17 protein-coding genes are annotated in these 18,346 nt (G+C 44.3%); 14 read left to right on the top strand and 3 right to left on the bottom strand.

What is annotated here, in order from left to right:
• Positions 1-57 precede the first annotated feature (57 nt).
• The 8 genes from hsdR to ACO05V_RS17095 all read left to right on the top strand — a co-directional run bounded on the left by hsdR (position 58) and on the right by ACO05V_RS17095 (position 9,766).
• The gene (hsdR, locus tag ACO05V_RS17130) at positions 58-3,606 is read left to right on the top strand and encodes a type I restriction-modification system endonuclease (protein WP_421854288.1); all 3,549 of its coding nucleotides are present in this window, start codon (positions 58-60) and stop codon (positions 3,604-3,606) included.
• A gap of 115 nt (positions 3,607-3,721) precedes the next feature.
• The gene (locus ACO05V_RS17125; RefSeq protein WP_421854285.1) at positions 3,722-5,356 is read left to right on the top strand and encodes an N-6 DNA methylase; all 1,635 of its coding nucleotides are present in this window, start codon (positions 3,722-3,724) and stop codon (positions 5,354-5,356) included.
• Positions 5,353-6,693, top strand: a complete 1,341-nt coding sequence (locus ACO05V_RS17120; RefSeq protein WP_421854282.1) for a restriction endonuclease subunit S — start codon at positions 5,353-5,355, stop codon at positions 6,691-6,693. The genes ACO05V_RS17125 and ACO05V_RS17120 overlap by 4 nt, the downstream gene beginning before the upstream one ends.
• Positions 6,694-6,814: 121 nt before the next feature.
• Positions 6,815-7,426, top strand: a complete 612-nt coding sequence (locus ACO05V_RS17115) for a hypothetical protein (RefSeq protein ID WP_421854279.1) — start codon at positions 6,815-6,817, stop codon at positions 7,424-7,426.
• 12 nt (positions 7,427-7,438) lie between these two features.
• A complete protein-coding gene (locus tag ACO05V_RS17110) occupies positions 7,439-7,831 on the top strand; it encodes a hypothetical protein (RefSeq protein WP_114411885.1) in 393 nt (130 codons plus the stop codon).
• Positions 7,821-8,489 carry a hypothetical protein gene (locus ACO05V_RS17105; protein WP_421854276.1) on the top strand — a complete coding sequence of 223 codons (669 nt, stop codon included), beginning with the start codon at positions 7,821-7,823 and terminating at the stop codon, positions 8,487-8,489. Before ACO05V_RS17110 ends, ACO05V_RS17105 begins: the two co-directional genes overlap by 11 nt.
• Positions 8,490-8,586: 97 nt before the next feature.
• Entirely contained in the window at positions 8,587-9,510 is a 924-nt protein-coding gene (locus ACO05V_RS17100) for a viperin family antiviral radical SAM protein (RefSeq protein WP_421854273.1), read from the top strand.
• 10 nt (positions 9,511-9,520) lie between these two features.
• Positions 9,521-9,766 (top strand): hypothetical protein, encoded by a 246-nt coding sequence (locus ACO05V_RS17095; RefSeq protein ID WP_421854269.1) that lies wholly within the window; start codon positions 9,521-9,523, stop codon positions 9,764-9,766.
• Positions 9,767-9,776: 10 nt separating this feature from the next.
• Here the strand turns inward: ACO05V_RS17095 and ACO05V_RS17090 are convergent, their stop codons facing one another.
• From ACO05V_RS17090 to ACO05V_RS17080, 3 genes are all read right to left on the bottom strand, one after another.
• The gene (locus tag ACO05V_RS17090; RefSeq protein WP_421854266.1) at positions 9,777-10,082 is read right to left on the bottom strand and encodes a nucleotidyltransferase domain-containing protein; all 306 of its coding nucleotides are present in this window, start codon (positions 10,080-10,082) and stop codon (positions 9,777-9,779) included.
• A complete protein-coding gene (locus tag ACO05V_RS17085) occupies positions 10,079-10,492 on the bottom strand; it encodes a nucleotidyltransferase substrate binding protein (RefSeq protein ID WP_421854263.1) in 414 nt (137 codons plus the stop codon). Before ACO05V_RS17085 ends, ACO05V_RS17090 begins: the two co-directional genes overlap by 4 nt.
• Positions 10,493-10,573: 81 nt before the next feature.
• Positions 10,574-11,428, bottom strand: coding sequence for an inositol monophosphatase family protein (locus tag ACO05V_RS17080; RefSeq protein ID WP_421854260.1), 855 nt, complete (start codon positions 11,426-11,428; stop codon positions 10,574-10,576).
• 287 nt (positions 11,429-11,715) lie between these two features.
• On the opposite strand from ACO05V_RS17080, the gene ACO05V_RS17075 reads away from it, so the two are divergent.
• The 6 genes from ACO05V_RS17075 to ACO05V_RS17050 all read left to right on the top strand — a co-directional run bounded on the left by ACO05V_RS17075 (position 11,716) and on the right by ACO05V_RS17050 (position 18,345).
• Positions 11,716-12,546, top strand: coding sequence for a transketolase (locus tag ACO05V_RS17075; protein ID WP_421854256.1), 831 nt, complete (start codon positions 11,716-11,718; stop codon positions 12,544-12,546).
• Positions 12,539-13,483, top strand: coding sequence for a transketolase family protein (locus tag ACO05V_RS17070; protein ID WP_421854253.1), 945 nt, complete (start codon positions 12,539-12,541; stop codon positions 13,481-13,483). The genes ACO05V_RS17075 and ACO05V_RS17070 overlap by 8 nt, the downstream gene beginning before the upstream one ends.
• Positions 13,484-13,501: 18 nt before the next feature.
• Positions 13,502-14,986 carry an FGGY family carbohydrate kinase gene (locus tag ACO05V_RS17065; protein WP_421854250.1) on the top strand — a complete coding sequence of 495 codons (1,485 nt, stop codon included), beginning with the start codon at positions 13,502-13,504 and terminating at the stop codon, positions 14,984-14,986.
• 227 nt (positions 14,987-15,213) lie between these two features.
• Complete coding sequence (locus ACO05V_RS17060) at positions 15,214-16,146, top strand: D-ribose ABC transporter substrate-binding protein (protein ID WP_100187525.1); 933 nt, start codon at positions 15,214-15,216, stop codon at positions 16,144-16,146.
• Between the two features lie 79 nt (positions 16,147-16,225).
• Complete coding sequence (locus ACO05V_RS17055) at positions 16,226-16,816, top strand: DUF2291 family protein (RefSeq protein ID WP_421854247.1); 591 nt, start codon at positions 16,226-16,228, stop codon at positions 16,814-16,816.
• Positions 16,816-18,345, top strand: coding sequence for a sugar ABC transporter ATP-binding protein (locus ACO05V_RS17050; protein ID WP_421854244.1), 1,530 nt, complete (start codon positions 16,816-16,818; stop codon positions 18,343-18,345). Before ACO05V_RS17055 ends, ACO05V_RS17050 begins: the two co-directional genes overlap by 1 nt.
• Position 18,346: the final 1 nt, after the last annotated feature.

The following is an 18,346-nucleotide window of genomic DNA, read 5'->3' as shown; positions in this document are numbered from 1 at the left end:
GGGTAAACTGACAATCCAAGATGATGACATTAAGCGAAGAAGGGACTTTAGAACGCAATGACAATAACTCAATCTAACTTTGCTTTTCTAAAAGGCCACAATGATTTCCTTTTCTCCATTGCCCAAGCGGCCGAGAAAAACTATCCAGACGATCCAAATACCACTTTGGTGAAGCTGCGAATTTTTGGCGAATACGTGGCGAATCATCTTGGTAAGCTACTGAATATTGAACCGCAAGAAACCCAGTTTAAACTGCTCGAAGAAATTCAACGCAAAACAAAAATAGATGACACCATTCTTGATGTGTTTCATAAGCTTCGCGGCATTGGTAACCAAGCGGTTCACAAATACCATAACGACTTAAACGACGCAGAAATGTGCCTGCGTTTGGCGTTTCGCTTGGCGGTTTGGTATTACCGACTGATTAGCCAAGACAAAGATTTCCCCTCGCCATTATTTCAATTACCCAGTAAGCAAGATCAGCAAGCCATTCAACAGGCTTTTCAGCAAGAAATGACCTTGTTAAAGCAAGCGCTTGAACAAGCCGAAAAAGCGGCTCTGCAAAACGAACACAAAAGCCAAGCGGAAATCGAAGCACAGCAAGCCAAGCTAATTGAGTTACAAGGTAGACTCTCTGTTTTCCAAAGTAAGCAAACCGAAACCCTTGCGCAAAGTGAAGCACGCATTGCCGCCTTAGAAGCTCAGCTAAAAGCCAAAGAAGATGAATTAGCCAGCTTAACCGAGCAAGACCGTAACGCTTTCCACAGCCAAGCCAAGACTCAGGTGAGTCAAAACAAGCTCAACTTAGATGAAGCAGAGACGCGCTATTTAATAGACGAACAGCTGCGCCTTGCTGGTTGGGATGCCGATACCCAAAACCTCAAATACAGCAATGGCACGCGTCCCGAAATTGGTCGCAATATGGCGATTGCCGAATGGCCAACGGGAACCGATGGAACGGAGCTTTCTAACACAGGTAAAGGCTTTGCCGATTATGTTTTGTTTGCAGGATTAACCCCAGTTGGCGTAGTGGAAGCCAAGCGTTACAACATCGACGTCGCCAGCAAACTAAACGAAGCGTTTCGTTACAGCAAAACCTTTGATTTACTGGCGTATCGAAAAGAATTAGCCCAACGCGCCGTTAACGATGATGCGATGTTGGCGCAGGTCAGCGAGCTAAAAACCAACCAATACAATGCGAACGGTTTTAACATTCCTTTTTGCTTTTCTGCCAATGGTCGTGGTTACAGCGCCGCGGTAAAAAGTAAAAGCGGCATTTGGTATCGAGACACACGACTCGACAGCAACCAGCCAGACGCCTTGCCTCAATGGCTAAGGCCAGAAGAATTGCTTAGCAAGCTGGATCAAAACATTGGCCAATTGAACAACTGGTTTGCTACGCATCCAGACATGAGCGAGCTGGGCTTACGTTACTATCAAGAAGACGCCGTACGTGCGGTTGAACGTGCTGTCACGGCAGGCCAACGCAGCGCTTTACTTGCCATGGCGACCGGCACAGGAAAAACCCGCACCGCCATTGCCATCATGTATCGCATGATCCAATCCCAGCGCTTCAAGCGCGTTTTGTTCTTGGTGGATCGTCGTTCATTGGGCAAACAAGCGCTCAATTCTTTTGATGAAATGCGCATTCAAGGGCAAACCTTTACCAGCATTTTTAATATCAAAGGCATGACGGATCGCTTCCCTGAAGACAGCACCAAAATTCACGTTGCGACTGTGCAATCTCTTGTTAAACGCGTCTTGCAAAGTGACGAAATCATCCCTGTGGGATTGTACGACGCCATCATCATAGACGAAGCGCACCGCGGTTATATTCTCGACAAAGAACAAACCGAAGGCGAAGAAGCCTTTCGCGACCAGCAAGAATTTATTTCGTCTTATCGTCGTGTGATCGACCAATTCGACGCTTTCAAACTGGCATTAACGGCGACGCCAGCCCTGCATACCACAGAAATATTTGGCCGCCCGATTTACAACTATTCCTACCGCACCGCGGTGATAGACGGCTACCTCAATGACTATGATCCACCCATCAAGATAAACACCAAACTCAATACCCAAGGCGTGGTGATCGCCGAAGGGGAGCTGGTGAAACGTTTAGAGGTTTCTGGCGAATTAAAGTTAGATACCTTAGAAGACGAGCAAAACTTCGACGTCGATCATTTCAACCGCCAGATCATTTTGCCGGCGTTTAACCAAGTGATCTGTGAAGAACTGACCAAATACCTAGATCCAACCAGTCAGCAGAAAACCCTAATATTTTGTGTCAACAACGACCACGCCGACATGGTGGTAGAAGCACTCAGAACCGCTTTTATCGCCAAACTTGGCTCGCTTCAGTACGATGCCATTTTGAAAATCACCGGTAACGCCGACAAAAATGCCGACAAGGTACAGGAGCTGATCACCAAGTTTGATAAAGAAAATCGTCCCAATATCGTGGTGACAGTAGACCTACTGACCACAGGCATAGACGTACGCAGTATTTGTAACTTGGTGTTCTTGCGCAAAGTCCGTAGTCGCATCCTTTACGAACAAATGAAAGGCCGCGCCACGCGGCTCTGCCCAGAAGTCGGCAAGAGCAACTTCCGTATTTTCGACGCTGTCGATCTGTACAGCAGCCTAGAACCCTACGACACCATGAAAGCCGTGGTAGTGCGCCCTGATGTGACCTTGCAAACACTCGTCACCGAAATCAGCGACGACAAGACCTACGACCTTACAGAGTCCAACGGAAAATCTTTTGCTCAAAACAGTCATGAACAGCTGGTATCCAAATTACAACGAGTGATTACCCAAGCCGACTACCAACGCAATCGTGATCGCGATATCGATCAGCAAGTCAGTCGCCTAGACGAACGCCTGAAAAACGTCGCCCGATGCGATTTTTCTGGCTTTGCCAAAACGGCTTTAACCGACGGTCCGAAAATTTCCGCCCAGTATTTTGCGCAACTGCCTAACTTTGTCGAACAAATTGAAAACCTAAAGCGCAGCCTAAACGCCTTGCGTGATCGTCCTATTTTTTCCGATGTGCCAGATGAAGTGATCGGCACAGACATTTTGTATGGTCAGCACAACAATGCCGACGATTTCCTAGACGCCTTCGACCACATGGTGGCCAGCAATGTTAACAAGCTGCCAGCGTTAGACGCCGTGGTGAATCGGCCACGGGATTTAACCCGCAAAGGCTTGGTAGAACTGCAAGAATGGTTTGATGCGAACTACTTTGACGAATCCGCCTTGCAAGCCGCGTGGAAACGCAAAACGACTCAAGACATTGCCGCCAAATTAGTGGGTCACATTCGTCGCGCCGCCATCGGCAACGCACTCTTGCCGTTTGGTGTACGTGTCGATCACGCCCTAGAGAAGATCAAGAACGAGAATGACTGGAACCCAGTGCAAATCAAATGGCTGGATCGCCTCGCCAGCTCGATAAAAGACAAGGTCGTATTGGACGACGATGTTTACAAAATCGGCAATTACAAACGCGATGGCGGCAAACGCAAATTAGAAGAAGCGCTAAATGGTGAGCTAGACGAAATACTGCATAAATTTAGCGAGTATATCTGGGATGAGCTTGCCTAGATCGGTATCATACAGCGCATTTATGGGGCTAATTGAATAGACCCAATGGCATACAAATCGAATACACCCTATAAAACCTGCCTAGGCAGGTTTTCCTATCGGTAAGAGACATTATATGAACAACAACGAACTGGTCGCCAAACTCTGGAAGCTGTGTGACAACCTACGCGACGGTGGCGTGTCCTACCAAAACTACGTCAACGAATTGGCGTCTTTATTGTTCCTGAAAATGTGCGAGCAAACAGGGCAAGAAACCGAATTACTGCCAGAAGGATTTCGTTGGCAAGACCTGAAAAGCAAAATCGGTTTAGAGCAACATAGCTTTTACAAAGACCTATTGAACAAACTGGATGGCGCGCATCATCCCATCGTGCAAGCCATTTTTTTGAATGCCTCGACCACCATTACTCAGCCAGCGCAATTGACCGAACTGATCAACAACATGGACAAACTGGACTGGTACGATACCGACGGCACCGGCAAAGGCCGTGACGACTTTGGCGACATGTACGAAGGCTTGTTACAGAAAAACGCCAACGAAACCAAATCCGGCGCTGGGCAATATTTCACGCCGCGTCCCTTGATTAGCGCCATTGTTGAGCTGATGAAGCCGCAACCGCGCGAGATCATCCAAGATCCAGCCGCCGGCACCGCCGGTTTCTTGATCGAAGCCGACAAATACATCAAAGCCCACACCAACGACTTAAACGATCTAAGCGACGACGATGCCGAATACCAAAGCAAGCGTGCTTTTATTGGCGTGGAGCTCGTACCAGAAACCCGCCGTTTGGCCTTGATGAACTGCCTATTGCACGACATAGAAGGCGACGACGAACACGGCGCGATACACCTTGGCAATACTCTAAGCGCCGATGGCGAACAATTGCAAAAAGCCAATTTGGTCTTGTCTAATCCGCCGTTTGGCAGTGCTTCTAGCACCAACATTACTCGTACTTTTGTGTACTCAACCAGCAACAAACAATTGTGTTTTATGCAACACATTGTCGAAACGCTGGAACCCGGTGGCCGCGCCGCCGTGGTGATTCCCGATAACGTGTTATTCGAAGGTGGCAAGGGCACAGACATTCGCCGCGACCTAATGAACAAGTGCAACTTACACACGATTTTGCGTTTGCCGACGGGCATCTTCTACGCCGCAGGCGTGAAAACCAACGTGCTGTTTTTCCAAAAAGGCACCCCAGACAACCCTCATCAAGACGTGGATTGCACCCAAGAAACCTGGGTCTATGACATGCGAACCAATATGCAAACCTTTGGCAAACGCCGCATGTTAACCAACGCCCATTTTGATGGCTTTATCGCCGCCTATGGGGAAGACGCCAACGGCCAATCTCCACGCACAGAAGGAATCTACCAACAGCTGGGCGAAATTGATGGTTTATCGGTTGAAGAAGTTCAAGACAACGCCCGCTGGCGCAAATTCAGCCGCGACTATATTCGCGAGCAAAAAGGCGACAGCCTAGACATCGCTTGGCTAAAAGACCTAGAAGCCAGCAACTCCGAAAACCTCCCCGAGCCAGACATCTTAGCCGGCGAAGCCATGGCCGAACTGACCGAAGCCATGAGCGAACTTTACCAACTCATGCAAGCCCTCGGTGCCGACGACGAAGCCGAAGCGCAAAAGCAACTGCTAGAACAAGCTTTTGGACTGGAAGAAAAAGCCGTCGAAGGGAATCCAGAGCAAGGCAATAAAAAAGGCCAAAGTGAGCTATTTGGAGGCCAAGCGTGAGCGAATTGCCGAAAGGGTGGGTTGAGACGACAATTGATAGAATTACATCAGATGTAAGTTACGGCGTTACAGCAAAGTCAGATCCACACCAAGGAGATCTGAGAATGCTTCGTATAACTGATATTCAGAATAACAAGGTTGACTGGGAAACAGTTCCTTTCTGTCATTATGATTCAAGGTTTGAAAAAGCCCTTTTAGCGAATGAAGATATCGTTGTTGCTCGAACTGGTGCAACGGTTGGTAAATCTTTTCTTATTGAAAATGCAATTGAAAACTCCGTATATGCTTCTTATTTGATCCGTTTAAGAGTTGCGTCATATATATTACCAAAATACGTTGCTTGGTTTCTTCATTCTCCAAAATACTGGAAACAGATTATAGAAAAGCAAGAAGGTATAGGTCAGCCAAATGTAAATGGCACAAAGCTTAAGACACTCCAACTTAGTTTAGCTCCTCTAGCCGAGCAAAAACGCATTGTCGAAAAACTGGATCAAGTTTTGGCGCAGGTGGACACCATTAAAGCCCGCCTCGACGGCATCCCCGCCATCCTCAAACGCTTCCGCCAATCCGTCCTCGCCGCCGCAGTCAGTGGGAAATTGACCGAGGAGTGGAGGGGGAATCATATATCTTCATGGCAAGAGTCTTGTGTTGGCGATGTAGCATCTGTTTCAACAGGTAAAACACCAAAGCGAACTGAGTCTAGTTATTGGGATAGCCCAAGTGTGCCTTGGCTAACGAGTAGTGCTACTGGCAGTTTGTTTTGCTATAAGGCCGAACAATATGTCTCCCAATTTGCTGTCGATAATTGCAAGTTGAAGCTATTTGGAAAGGGCACTTTGCTTTTAGCTATGTATGGTGAAGGCAAAACTAGAGGTCAAGTAACCGAATTGACTTTTGATGCAACGTGTAATCAAGCTTGCGCGGCAATAACTGTAAAAAAAGAGGTAGCGTTGACCTCTTTTGTAAAGCTCAGGCTGCTAGAAAATTATGAAGAAACACGGAAAGCTGCTGCAGGTGGAAATCAGCCTAACTTGAATTTAAATAAGGTAAGAGAGATACCGATTAATCTTCCTTTAATAGAAGAACAAACCGAAATCGTCCGCCTTGTGGATCAATACTTTGCCTTTGCCGACACCATCGAAAAACAAGTGCAAAAAGCCCAACAGCGTGTCGATAAACTCACCCAATCCATCTTAGCCAAAGCTTTCCGCGGCGAAATCGTACCACAAGATCCAACCGACGAACCCGCCGACCAACTGCTCAAACGCATCGCCACCGCCCGTGCCGAAAGCGAAGCGCTCGCCAAGGCCGCAAAGAAGGTTGGGAAGAAAAAGTAAAAAGATAGAGAAGAGTTAACCCCCTCCCAGCTCCCCCTTAGCAGGGGGAGGAGCAGGCAGGTGTGTTTTGCTAAATTTTAATCAAAAATAACGAATAATACATTTTAAGGACGAAATTTTTATGTGGTTAATAACTAAGAAAATACTCAACGTAATAGATCTTATGGTTGGGCATACTGTTTCTTTTTTTATGTCACTTTTTATAATCTTTGTTACTGTAATTCTCTGGTTTGTGAGCTTGTACTTTCTGTTTTATCTGCCGTTCGATGGAAACCTAAGTTTGAATGAGTTGGATAATCTTGAGCTGTTGGGCTTTTTTCTCTTCATCGTTGTCTTGCGTCGGTTTTTTGTTCGAAGTGGGTCAGTAGGTGAATCTTTTAGTGAGATTGTAACAAGGTATGTCGTTATCTCGGCTGGTGCCGCTGCGTTTTATCTCACGGTGAGTTGCTTGATTCTCGTTTTAATTTCAAAAAAAGAACAGCTTGGCGTTAGTGACTTTCAAAAAGATGATATCTATTTGGTCTTTTTTGTTGTGTACCTCGTGGCTCTTTATGCTTTGACTCCGTTGCCTAAATTAGGATGGATACCGAAAGACGCTAAAAAGCATGATTCAGAAAAAGTTCAAGAGACTGAGCCGGCATCCGCTGATTCTACAGAAGACAAAACCGATTTTTTTACAGACAGCACTGGTAATACACGCGCTGATTCCATGAATACTGATAATAAACAATAAAAGGATTTTTGAATGACTGGTTTTAAAATGAATATAAATACTCGTGTTGTATTGGTTTGTTTGTCTTTGGTGTTAAGCAGTCAGGCGTTTGCTCGCGGTGATATTCCTATTAATAATAGTGGTTCACTTCTTGTTAGCGCTTGTCGAGAGGTCATTGAAATCTACGATAAGCGTGGTAAAGCCGAGCTCTTAGCAGGTCAACGCACTTCTTTAAACGAAGGTATTAAAGCTGGCTACTGTATTGGAGCTACTATGCAATTCTTAGAGCACAATCATGGCTGTAGCAGCTATACAAGTTCTTGGTATCAATTGGCCGAAAGAATTGCTCATTCAAACCTAACCGAATCGCAACTCAAATATAAGAAATCCAGTTCTATTTTGAAGGCAGCTTATTGTGGAACCTAACTACTACAGCATTCCAGAAGCGCTGAAACTGTTATTTGGTTCGGAACTGCTGAGGGAGGTTCCCTCGTTACGAACCAAGGCAAATTCTTTTTTGCGCAACGACCTTTTGACTTTTAAAGAAGAGTTAATTGTTCATAAGAAGAGCAAGTTTATCCCTCAAACAGAGCTTGATACCTTGTTCAATGCCATGTTGTTGAGCGCTGTTTTTGCTGATTCAAAAGAAGTGAAGGCGATTTTCAGTGAGCCTAAGAAGCGCCAGCAATGTGCCGAGATAGTGAAAGCCATGTTTACTCGTCAGCATTCGCTGGCGGGGATTGCGCTTTCAAGTAGCGAGGCAACGGCTTTTGTTTCCTGCCTTGAAGGGGATTTTGACCTCAGGGCGGCGCGTTTGCCGAATCCGTTTAAAACCTTGCCTCAGGCAACTCTTGGCAATAACGGCTCGTTGCTTCGTGTTTTGTTGGCTCAAGCGGCTGTGCTGGAACCTATGGATAGTATTCTAATGAAATACTTAGATGGTGAATGGCTAGAGGCGAAAGCCTTGATTTATCAATTGGATGCGAATGCTTCTGGTGTGGCCGAGCTGAAGGCTGAGATAGATAAGAAAATCCATGAAGCGGAAGAGGTGGATGATCTTTTAGACTTTATGCTCAAGCTTTAATTTGCTTTGTAGAAAAGAGAAATAGATTTAAAAAAATCTATGTTGTGCAGTGCACAAGTTGAATCTGGTTTCCGTTGACAACAAACGGAGGTTCAACATGACAGCACTTATTTCAGTAACACATACCGCAAACACAGACCTTGTAATCAATTTCCACATGACAGAAAGCTGTAACTATCAGTGCAGCTACTGTTATGCCACTTGGGATGACTTAGAAGCAAAAAACGAGCTTCATCGTTTGTCAGGCCAAGTGGAGTCCCTTCTACAAAATCTTGCAGACTATTTCCTACGTCCTAATCCATTACAAGCTGAAATGGGTTATCAGAACGTGCGCCTTAATTTTGCTGGCGGCGAGCCTATGTTGCTCGGTCAGCGTTTTCTTGATGCTGTTAAGTTTGCGAATCGGTTAGGTTTTCGAACGTCTTTGATTACCAATGGGCATTATCTTACTAACGATATTTTGGATGAACTGGCACCCTCGTTAGATGTGTTGGGGATTAGTTACGATACGGCGGATCATACTTTAGCTCAGGGCATTGGTCGTGTTGATCGCAAGCAACGTTGGATTGATGCTGAACAATTGGTGCAGATGAGCGCCCGTTATCGTTCGTTGAATCCCACTGGGATTTTAAAGCTGAATACAGTGGTGAATGCTGTAAATTGCAATGATAGTTTGCTGGATTTGATGGGTGAAATTAAGCCAAATAAATGGAAGCTGTTACGCGTTTTACCTGTGCATGATCATCAGTTGACGATCACTCAGGTTGAATATCAAGCTTATGTTCAGCGACATGCTGCGCTATCTAGCATCATTGTTGAAGAAGACAATGATGCCATGACACACACCTATCTTATGATCAATCCCGAAGGGCGTTTTTACCAAAATTCCGATGCGGGCGGCGGTTATATCGTCAGTGATTCGATTTTGACTGCGGGTGTCGAGCAAGCACTTAGTCAGGTTCCTTTTAACGTATCTGGTTTTAAGCAGCGATATCAGCTTATTCCTTCAGTTATGGTTTGAGGAGGAATTTATGACTATTCAAGTAAAAGAGTATGACGTGATACCTAAGCATATTCAGAAGAAAGCGTGGAAAGAAATACATCGCCTAATCGCCAATGAAACCAGGCTGCGAAAATGGAAGGCTTTGCGTTGCCGAAGAGGGATGTATCGTCTGAGATTAAATCGTAGTTACCGCTTAGTTGTTGCGAAAGGAAGTATACGCACAGGCGCTTATGAGATTATGAAGCACTCAACTTTTGATAAGCGTTTTAGGTAAACGTAGAAAGTTAGGAGGTGTAGATAACCACCCCTGATTCTCGAATCTGTTTCAACAAGGCTTGGTTGGTGAGGTTGTTTTCATCCACCAAGTCTATCAAATACGGGCTGTTTAAATCGTCGAGTTCAATGCGAAGTGTGGCAATGATGTCTGCTTTTGGTGTTGAAATAGAAAGGTCTATATCTGAGCCGTTTCGAAAATTCCCTGTGGCGCGGGAGCCAAACAGAGTTACTTTTTCAATGTCGGGATACTTTGAAAAAGTCTCAGACATTTTTTGTAGTAAGCTAGTTGGAATACCGAATTGGGAAAGGATCATAGGGTGGAGAGTTTTTCTTTGAGTTGGATGAAGCAGGCGTTATAACTTTCTCGTACCTTTGAAAATTCTGTTTCAAGAATACTCGCATCGTAGGCATGTACCGTTTTGTTACGACTTTCGATCATGTCCATCCATGTTTGACCATCTTCAATTAGGCCAATGTTAAACGCCAGTCTTGTTGCGGTTCTTGATTCTGTGATGTTTTGATGACCTTCGTATTCAAGGTAGTCTTTTAAAACTTTCCAAGCCAGTTCGTGAGTGAATTCGAATCTCTGTAGCACGCCTTCTTTTATGATGTTTGGCGATTTTTCGTCGTAGGCTTCTACGGCTTCGTTTAGTTGCAGCAAGGCTTTTTTATAATTTTGAAATCGTTGTTTCCAACGTTCTGATGGTAGATTTTCTTCGGTCATGACCTTGTCGTCTCTTTGCTCTATATGTTTTGGCATTATGCCACAGATTACGTTGAGTAAAAGTGCGGTTTTTTGTTCGGCCTATTTCCTAAAATGCTCCGCCAGCTCTTGCCATTGTTGTTCTGACTGGGCGGCGAGCATTTCGCCGTCTAGCATGGTTGGGCTGTATTCTTGGCCGTCGAGTGTTCGGCAGATACCGCCAGCTTCGGTGTGAATTAGTACGCCAGCGGCGTGATCCCAAGGCAGCATTTTGTAAGTCAGACTGAAGTTGAAGTGACCTTGGGCGATTTGTCGATATGCTGGGCAAGAGGGCAAGTTGTTGATGCGTACAAAGCGAGAGGCTTTGAGAGCAAAGTCTTGTTTTTTCTCGTCGGTATAAGAGTTAACCGACATGATGCCAGCGAGTTTATCTAGATTTGGTTCTGCAGTGATGTGCAAGGCAAGTAGCGCTTGAACTGGAGTTTGATTCTTGCCTTTTTCATTCATTGCAGTGCGTTGGAAAAACGCGCCTTCGCCTAGGTTGGCGTAAATCCAGTCGTCGTTTACTGGGTCATACAGCAAGCCAAAACGTGTTACGCCTTTCACTACTACGGCGAGTATGATGCCGAAATCTGATAAGCCATGAGCGTAATTCCAAGTACCATCGATTGGATCGATGATGACGCAGGTGTCTGCTGTACCAATTTTATCGGTAGTCGATGGATCTTCGGCTACGGCTTCTTCACCTACGATCTCCCAATCAGGAAACGCTTGCTGAATTTCATCGGTAATAAACGCCTCACTGGCTTTGTCGGCAATGGTGACAAGGTCCGTTAAGCTGCTTTTGGTTTCTACATCGGCGGCGCTTAACTGGCGAAAGCTAGGCATGACAATCTCTTGGCCTGCTATACGGACGATGCTGATCAGTCTTTCTTGAGTGGTTTTATCGAGGTTCATACGCTGCCATTCCTTTTTGCATTTTTTAAAGGGATAAGAATTATACCTGATGAGTGTGACGGTTTGTTGATCAGCAAGAAAGGATTTTAGCTTTAAGGTGAGCTGTATTGACAAGACTAAATTAAAAGGTCAGGATAAAGATCCGGTTGTGAATAAATATTCGTTTTGTGATGATTGCCTACTAATAGGCGGAAAAGTATAGGCTAATTCGGGCTAGTTTTTTTACCTAAATTGAATAAATATTCATAACTGAAAATAAATCCAAAAAATATTCATTAGGAGGATGTATGAATCCTTTCCAGCTTGGCATTGAAGAGCTTGAAAATAAGTCTCGAGCGATTAGAAGAAAAATAATAAGGCTCAATGCTGATAGTCCAGCAGGTGGTCATACTGGTGCGGATCTTTCGCAGGTGGAAATTATCACTGCGTTGTATTTTCGTATATTGAATTGCGCTCCTGATCGGTTGGCAGATGATACGCGAGATATTTATATCCAATCCAAAGGTCATGCTGTCGGTGGTTATTACTGTTGTTTGGCTGAGGCGGGTTATTTTCCTGAAGCATGGCTGCCGACGTATCAACATAACGACTCTCATTTGCCTGGTCATCCTGTGCGTCAGAAAACGCCAGGAGAGGAGTTAAATACGGGGGCTTTAGGTCATGGTTTGCCTGTTGCTGTTGGATTGGCTTTGGCGGCGAAACGTGATGCTAGCCCAAGAAAGGTGTATGTATTAACGGGAGATGGTGAGTTAGCCGAAGGCAGTAACTGGGAGGCCGCGTTAGTAGCTGCCCATTATAAGCTGGATAACCTTATTGTAATTAATGATAAAAATAAACTGCAGTTGGCAGGCTCAACCGAATCTATTATGAAAACCGACCCGCTAGATAAAAAATGGCAGGCGTTTGGTTTTACTGTCACTCAATGTGATGGCAATAATGTTGCTTCCGTGGTGGAGACATTGGAAGGCCTTAAAGCTGAAGGTAAACCCAATGTGGTGATTGCCAATACTACGAAAGGCGCTGGAGTTTCTTTTATTGCTGGCCGTCCTGAATGGCATCATAGAGTGCCAAAAGGTGAAGAAGTAGAACTTGCATTGAAGGAGCTAAGCGATGTCTAACAGTGAACATTTTGCCAATATCATGGTGCAGTGCTTTATAGAAGCGGTAAACAAAGGCGTAGATCTTGTACCTGTTGTTGCTGATTCAACTTCCACTGCCAAAATAAAACCTTTTGTGGAGGCGTTTCCTGATCGTCTGGTGAATGTGGGGATTGCAGAGCAAGCGATGGTTGGTACCGCGGCAGGTTTAGCGCTCGCGGGGAAGGTCGCTGTGACTTGTAACGCCGCGCCTTTTTTAATTTCACGGTCTAATGAACAAGTCAAAGTCGATGTTTGTTACAACAATACCAATGTGAAGTTATTTGGTCTTAACTCTGGCGCAAGCTATGGGCCATTGGCCAGTACACATCATTCTATTGATGACATTAGCGTCATGCGTGGGTTTGGCAATATTAAGATTTTTGCACCGGGTTGTCCTATTGAATGCAAACAAATCATTGAATACGCCATTGCTGAAAAAGGCCCTGTGTATATTCGTATGGACGGCAAAGCTTTGCCAGAATTGCATGATGAACATTATCGGTTTATTGCAGGGGAGCCATCTTTACTTCGTAGCGGTAAAGACGTGGTTATCTGTGCGCTAGGGTCTGTGGTTCACGAAGCTGTCGCGGCATCGGACGCATTGAAAGAGCAAGGAATAGACGTTTCAGTGGTTAATGTGTCATCTATTCGGCCTCTTAATAAAAGTACTTTGGGTCAGATGCTTGGCGAGACGAAACACATTATTAGTGTGGAAGAACATAATATTAATGGTGGGCTGGGCAGTGTGATTGCAGAAACCATGGCAGAGCAGGGCATTGTGGCTAAGTTGGTACGTCTTGGTGTCGGCGATGGTGCTTATGCGGCCGCAGGAGATCGTCCCTATACTCGTAAAATGCTTTCTATCGATAGCATGGGTATTGTTGCTGTTTGCCAACAATTGGTTAGTGAAAAATAGTGCAAAGCGAGACATCGAATGCGTAATGTAATTTTAGCGATAGATGAAGGTACGACAAATGTGAAGTCGCTGCTTTTGAATAAGCGCGGAGAGGTTATTGGTAAAGGTTCTGTTGCTTTGTCGATTAGTCATCCGTCAGCGGGTCTGGTTGAGCAAGATCCTTTTGAGATCATTGAAAAGATGAAAGCCTCTATCGCCTTGGCGGTCAATTCTGTTGCTGATGAGGTGGTTATTGAGGCGGTGGCGATCAGTAATCAGCGAGAATCTGTTGTGCTTTGGGAAACAAGTAGCGGGAAGCCTTTAACTCAAGTTATGAGCTGGCAATGTCGTCGTTCTGAATCGCTTTGCGAAGTACTGCGAAAGGACGACGTTTTTAGTCAATATGTTCAGCAGGCAACTGGCTTGATCCTCGATCCTATGTTTCCTGCTACGAAAGTGTCTATGGCTCTTCAGCAGATCCCAGATGGTCATGGCCGAGCTGAGAGAGGAGAAATTTGCATAGGCACAATGAATTCTTGGATGGTTTGGAATATGACTGCCAATAATGTGTTTGTGACGGATGCGTCTAATGCTTCTCGAACACAGCTTTATAATATTGAGAAGCAAGTTTGGGACGAGACTATTTTAGAACGTTTAGGCATTGCAGCGGCGGCTTTGCCTGTCGTTGTGCCTTCTTCCCATGTGGTGGGTTTGACCCATGAATTTGGTGTGCTTTTGCAAGGTATTCCGATTGCGTCGCAAATTGGCGATTCTCACGCTGCTTTATACGGTCATGGCGGCTATCAAACCGGAGTGGTTAAGGCAACTTATGGGACTGGCAGTTCAGTAATGGCGGCGATGCCGACATTGCCTAAGATACGGAATGAAATCAGTACGACCATTGCTTGGGATGATTCGGCATTGTTTTATGGTTTAGAAGGCAATATTACCCATACGGGATCGGCAATCGATTGGGCTCGACGTATGTTGGGTGTTGAAGATATGGAGACGATGTGTCAGTTGGCCGCGCAAGCTGATGTCGATCATTCGGTATTTTTTGTGCCGGCTTTGTCAGGGCTTGGCGCTCCTTATTGGGATTTGGAGGCGACAGGTGTGTTTTGTGGCTTGAAAAGTGCGACTGAGCGAGCGGATATTGCTCGCGCTGCGTTTGAATCAGTGCTTTTTCAAGTGGCGGATGTGTTTAATCTGATAGCGGAAGAGCTGCCAGAAAAGATTGAATATTTGTCTGTAGATGGTGGTCCGACGCTCAACGATTGGTTGATGCAAGCTCAAGCGGACTTGTTAGGCGTTACTATTCGTCGGGGGGAAGTGGCGGAAGTCTCTGCTGTAGGAGCAGGATATCTTGCCGGGTTGGCCATTGGTTGGTGGAAGAACGAGGAAGAACTCACCCAATTAGAAAGTCACAGTCATTTATTTACGCCTAGAAAAGACAAATATGACTACTGGCAAAATCGCTATCAGGGTTGGGCATTGGCGGTTAAGAAATCTAGATTGTCGGTTTAATACTTTGTTAGATGAAAAGCATTAAATATGAATCATTGATGTAATGGCTGATCCGTTATATCTATTTGATTTTATTAATTTTTTATTTTCCTCTTTGTCTTTTTTTAAACAAAGAATGCTTCATTTTAATTTATTTCATTGGTGATGTAGACATCTACTGAGGTGTTTATTACACTGTAATTGCATAAATAACTAAGTTTGAATAAATATTCAAAAAGGGTAATAATATGAATAAGAAAATCCTTATCTCTGCTTTGTTTGGTTTATCTGTTGCCTTCTCTGGGGTTGCCTCAGCAAGTGGGTTGATCGCTATCATCACGCCTTCTCATGATAATCCGTTCTTTAAATCTGAAGCGATGGGCGCTAAAGCCAAAGCGGAAGCGTTAGGTTATACGACGCTTGTTGTGTCCCATGATGATGACGCTAATAAGCAAGATCAGTTAATTTCGACGGCGATAGCAAGAAAAGCAAAAGCTATTATCCTTGATAATGCTGGAGCTGACGTCACCATTGGCGCGCTTGAAAAAGCCAAAGCGGCTGGTGTGCCAGCGTTTCTTATTGACCGAGAAATCAATAAAACGGGCGTTGCTGTTTCGCAGATTGTTTCGAACAATTATCAAGGTGCGCAGTTAGGTGCTGAGAAATTTGTTGAGCTAATGGGCGCGGAAGGCTCCTATGTTGAATTATTGGGTCGTGAGTCTGACACCAATGCCCGAGTTCGCTCTCAGGGTTATCATGATGTGATTGATGACTACACTGGCCTTAAAATGGTGGCTCAGCAAACGGCAAACTGGAGTCAAACAGAAGCGTTCACTCGTATGGAGTCTATTCTACAAGCACATCCTGATATTAAAGGGGTAATTTCAGGGAACGATACTATGGCATTGGGTGCCGAAGCTGCTTTAAAAGCCGCTGGCCGCAGTGATGTTATTGTTGTTGGCTTTGATGGAAGCGACTACGTTCGTGACTCTATTCTGGCGGGGGCGAACATAAAAGCCACTGTATTGCAGCCAGCTTGGGAACAAGCTCAAATGGCGGTTGTTCAAGCAGATAAATACATTAAAACAGGTTCTACAGGCTTAGAAGAGAAGCAGCTTATGGATTGTGTGCTAATCGACGAGTCTAATGCTAATCAATTAGATACTTTTGCATTGAAGTAATGACCACTCGGAAATAAAGCCAAGTTTTGGCTTTATTTCCTCTTCGTTTGGAAATTATAAGTGCCAAAGGATGTAGAAAATGTTTAAAAATGCTGTATTTAAAATATTATTTTTGAGCGCTATGACTATTAGTTTAGCGGGTTGTCACGTTGTTGATTTAGATGAAAATGGTAAACCTATTATTCCCATGTCTGCTGCCGAGGCTGGGTTGCTCAAAAACATGACGCCGGAGGCAATATCTGAAAAGCTTTGGCCTTTAGTTAAGAAAGATGCACGAGATAATGCCGTCGAGTTATCAAGCATTAAAAAAGATACCAGTTTAGTGTCTTTTGTAAGATTTCAGGGGGTTGTTAGCAGTTTAGATGAGTCAGTTATTAAAAAATCTCTGATCATAAAAAGTGGTGATTACGACATTGAGCTACAAATAGGCTCTATTATTAAAGGCAATTCCATTCGGGATTCTGCTTCTATTATCTCTTTTGATAAATTTAAAAACCAAATTCAATTTGCTCAATTATCGAAAGCCTTAAATAAAAAGTCTATCAGCCAAATTATTCAACCTGATGCAAGTTGGGCTGGAAAAACAGTCAATGTGCTTGCTGCTGTGACGATTAACAACAATAAGATTACTTATGCTGTTCCTTTAGAGATTAAAGAGGGGGCTTTGTAATGTCGGTACTTGATGAAATCGCTGATGAGAATGTCATCCTAAAAGCAGAAAATATTTCCATGATATTTCCTGGTACCAAAGCGTTAGATCAGGTGACTTATAAGGTCTATAAAGGCGCCGTAAATGTCATTATTGGTGAAAATGGCGCTGGCAAGTCGACCTTGATGAAAATTATTTCTGGTGTTCAGCAGCCTTCAGAGGGGCAACTCTATTTGAAAGGAGAGGCCATCAATATTACTAGCCCTAGGTTTGCTGCACAGCATGGTATTGGCATGGTTCATCAAGAATTAAATTTGTCTGAGAACCTTTCTGTTGCTGAAAATCTTTTCTTGGGGCGCGAAAAACAAACAGGTCTGTCGCCGATAGATACCAAGAGTCAAAATCAGATATCCAAAGAGGTCATGGCACGATTAAAACAAGACATTGATCCGAATGAATTGGTGGGCAATTTAAAAGTGGGTCAAAAGCAGTTAGTCGAAATTGCCAAATCTCTGATTACCAATGTTGATATTTTGATATTAGATGAACCTACTTCTGCGTTAAGTAAAAAAGAAGTGAAGATTTTATTTGATGTCATTAATGATCTGACCAGTCAGGGCGTGTCGATTGTCTATATTTCTCATCGCTTAGAAGAGCTGATGGAAATAGGTCAATACATCACTATTTTGAGAGACGGTAAATTTCAGTCTTCCGCTTTGGTTAACGAGATTGATGTGGCGTGGATTGTACGGGAAATGTTGGGTAGCGATCCTGTGAGCAACTTCTTAAAGCCCGGTCGAACTTTTGGTGATGTGGTGCTAGAAGCAAAAGGCATTACTCAGATTAATGACGCTGAATCTCGTTTGGTTGATGAGGTTTCATTTTCATTAAGAGCTGGGGAGATTGTTGGTATTTATGGCTTGATGGGAGCCGGAAGAACTGAATTGTTTGAGTGCCTAGTTGGTAAAGCAGATTACTCCGGCATTTTTTCTTTGAACAATCAAAATATCAATGCAAAAACATCGACCTCAGAGCGAATAAAAATGGGGATTGGTTTGGTTCCTGAAGATCGAAAACAGTCTGGTATTTTTCCTATTAGTTCGGTTTCAAATAACTTGTCTATGTCCAGTTTGTGGAAGCGATTAAAACGTTTTGCGATTAATGAGCTAGAAGAAAGAAAATCAGTTAGCCATGCCATTAGTGAACTTTCTATCAAGGTGTCATCTCCTATGGTTGAGATACAAGCTTTGAGTGGTGGCAATCAACAAAAGGTTGTTATTGGCCGCTCTTTGCTAACAGAACCCACTGTGCTTTTACTAGATGAACCAACGCGGGGCATTGACGTGGGCGCAAAGGGTGATGTGTTTGAAATGATGGTGAAGCTGTCAGAGCAAGGCATCGGTATTCTATTTTCCACTTCGGATCTAAAAGAAATTATGGCGATTTCTGATCGCATACTGGTTATGTCCAACGGGAAAATAACCGCAAATGTATTGAGAGATGAAGCAGACGAATCAAGTTTGGTTTTTGCCAGTGCCCAAGGATTTTAAA

Source organism: Marinomonas sp. (genome assembly GCF_965225885.1).
Taxonomy (GTDB): Bacteria; Pseudomonadota; Gammaproteobacteria; order Pseudomonadales; family Marinomonadaceae; genus Marinomonas.
This window is presented reverse-complemented; position numbering and strand designations above follow the sequence as displayed.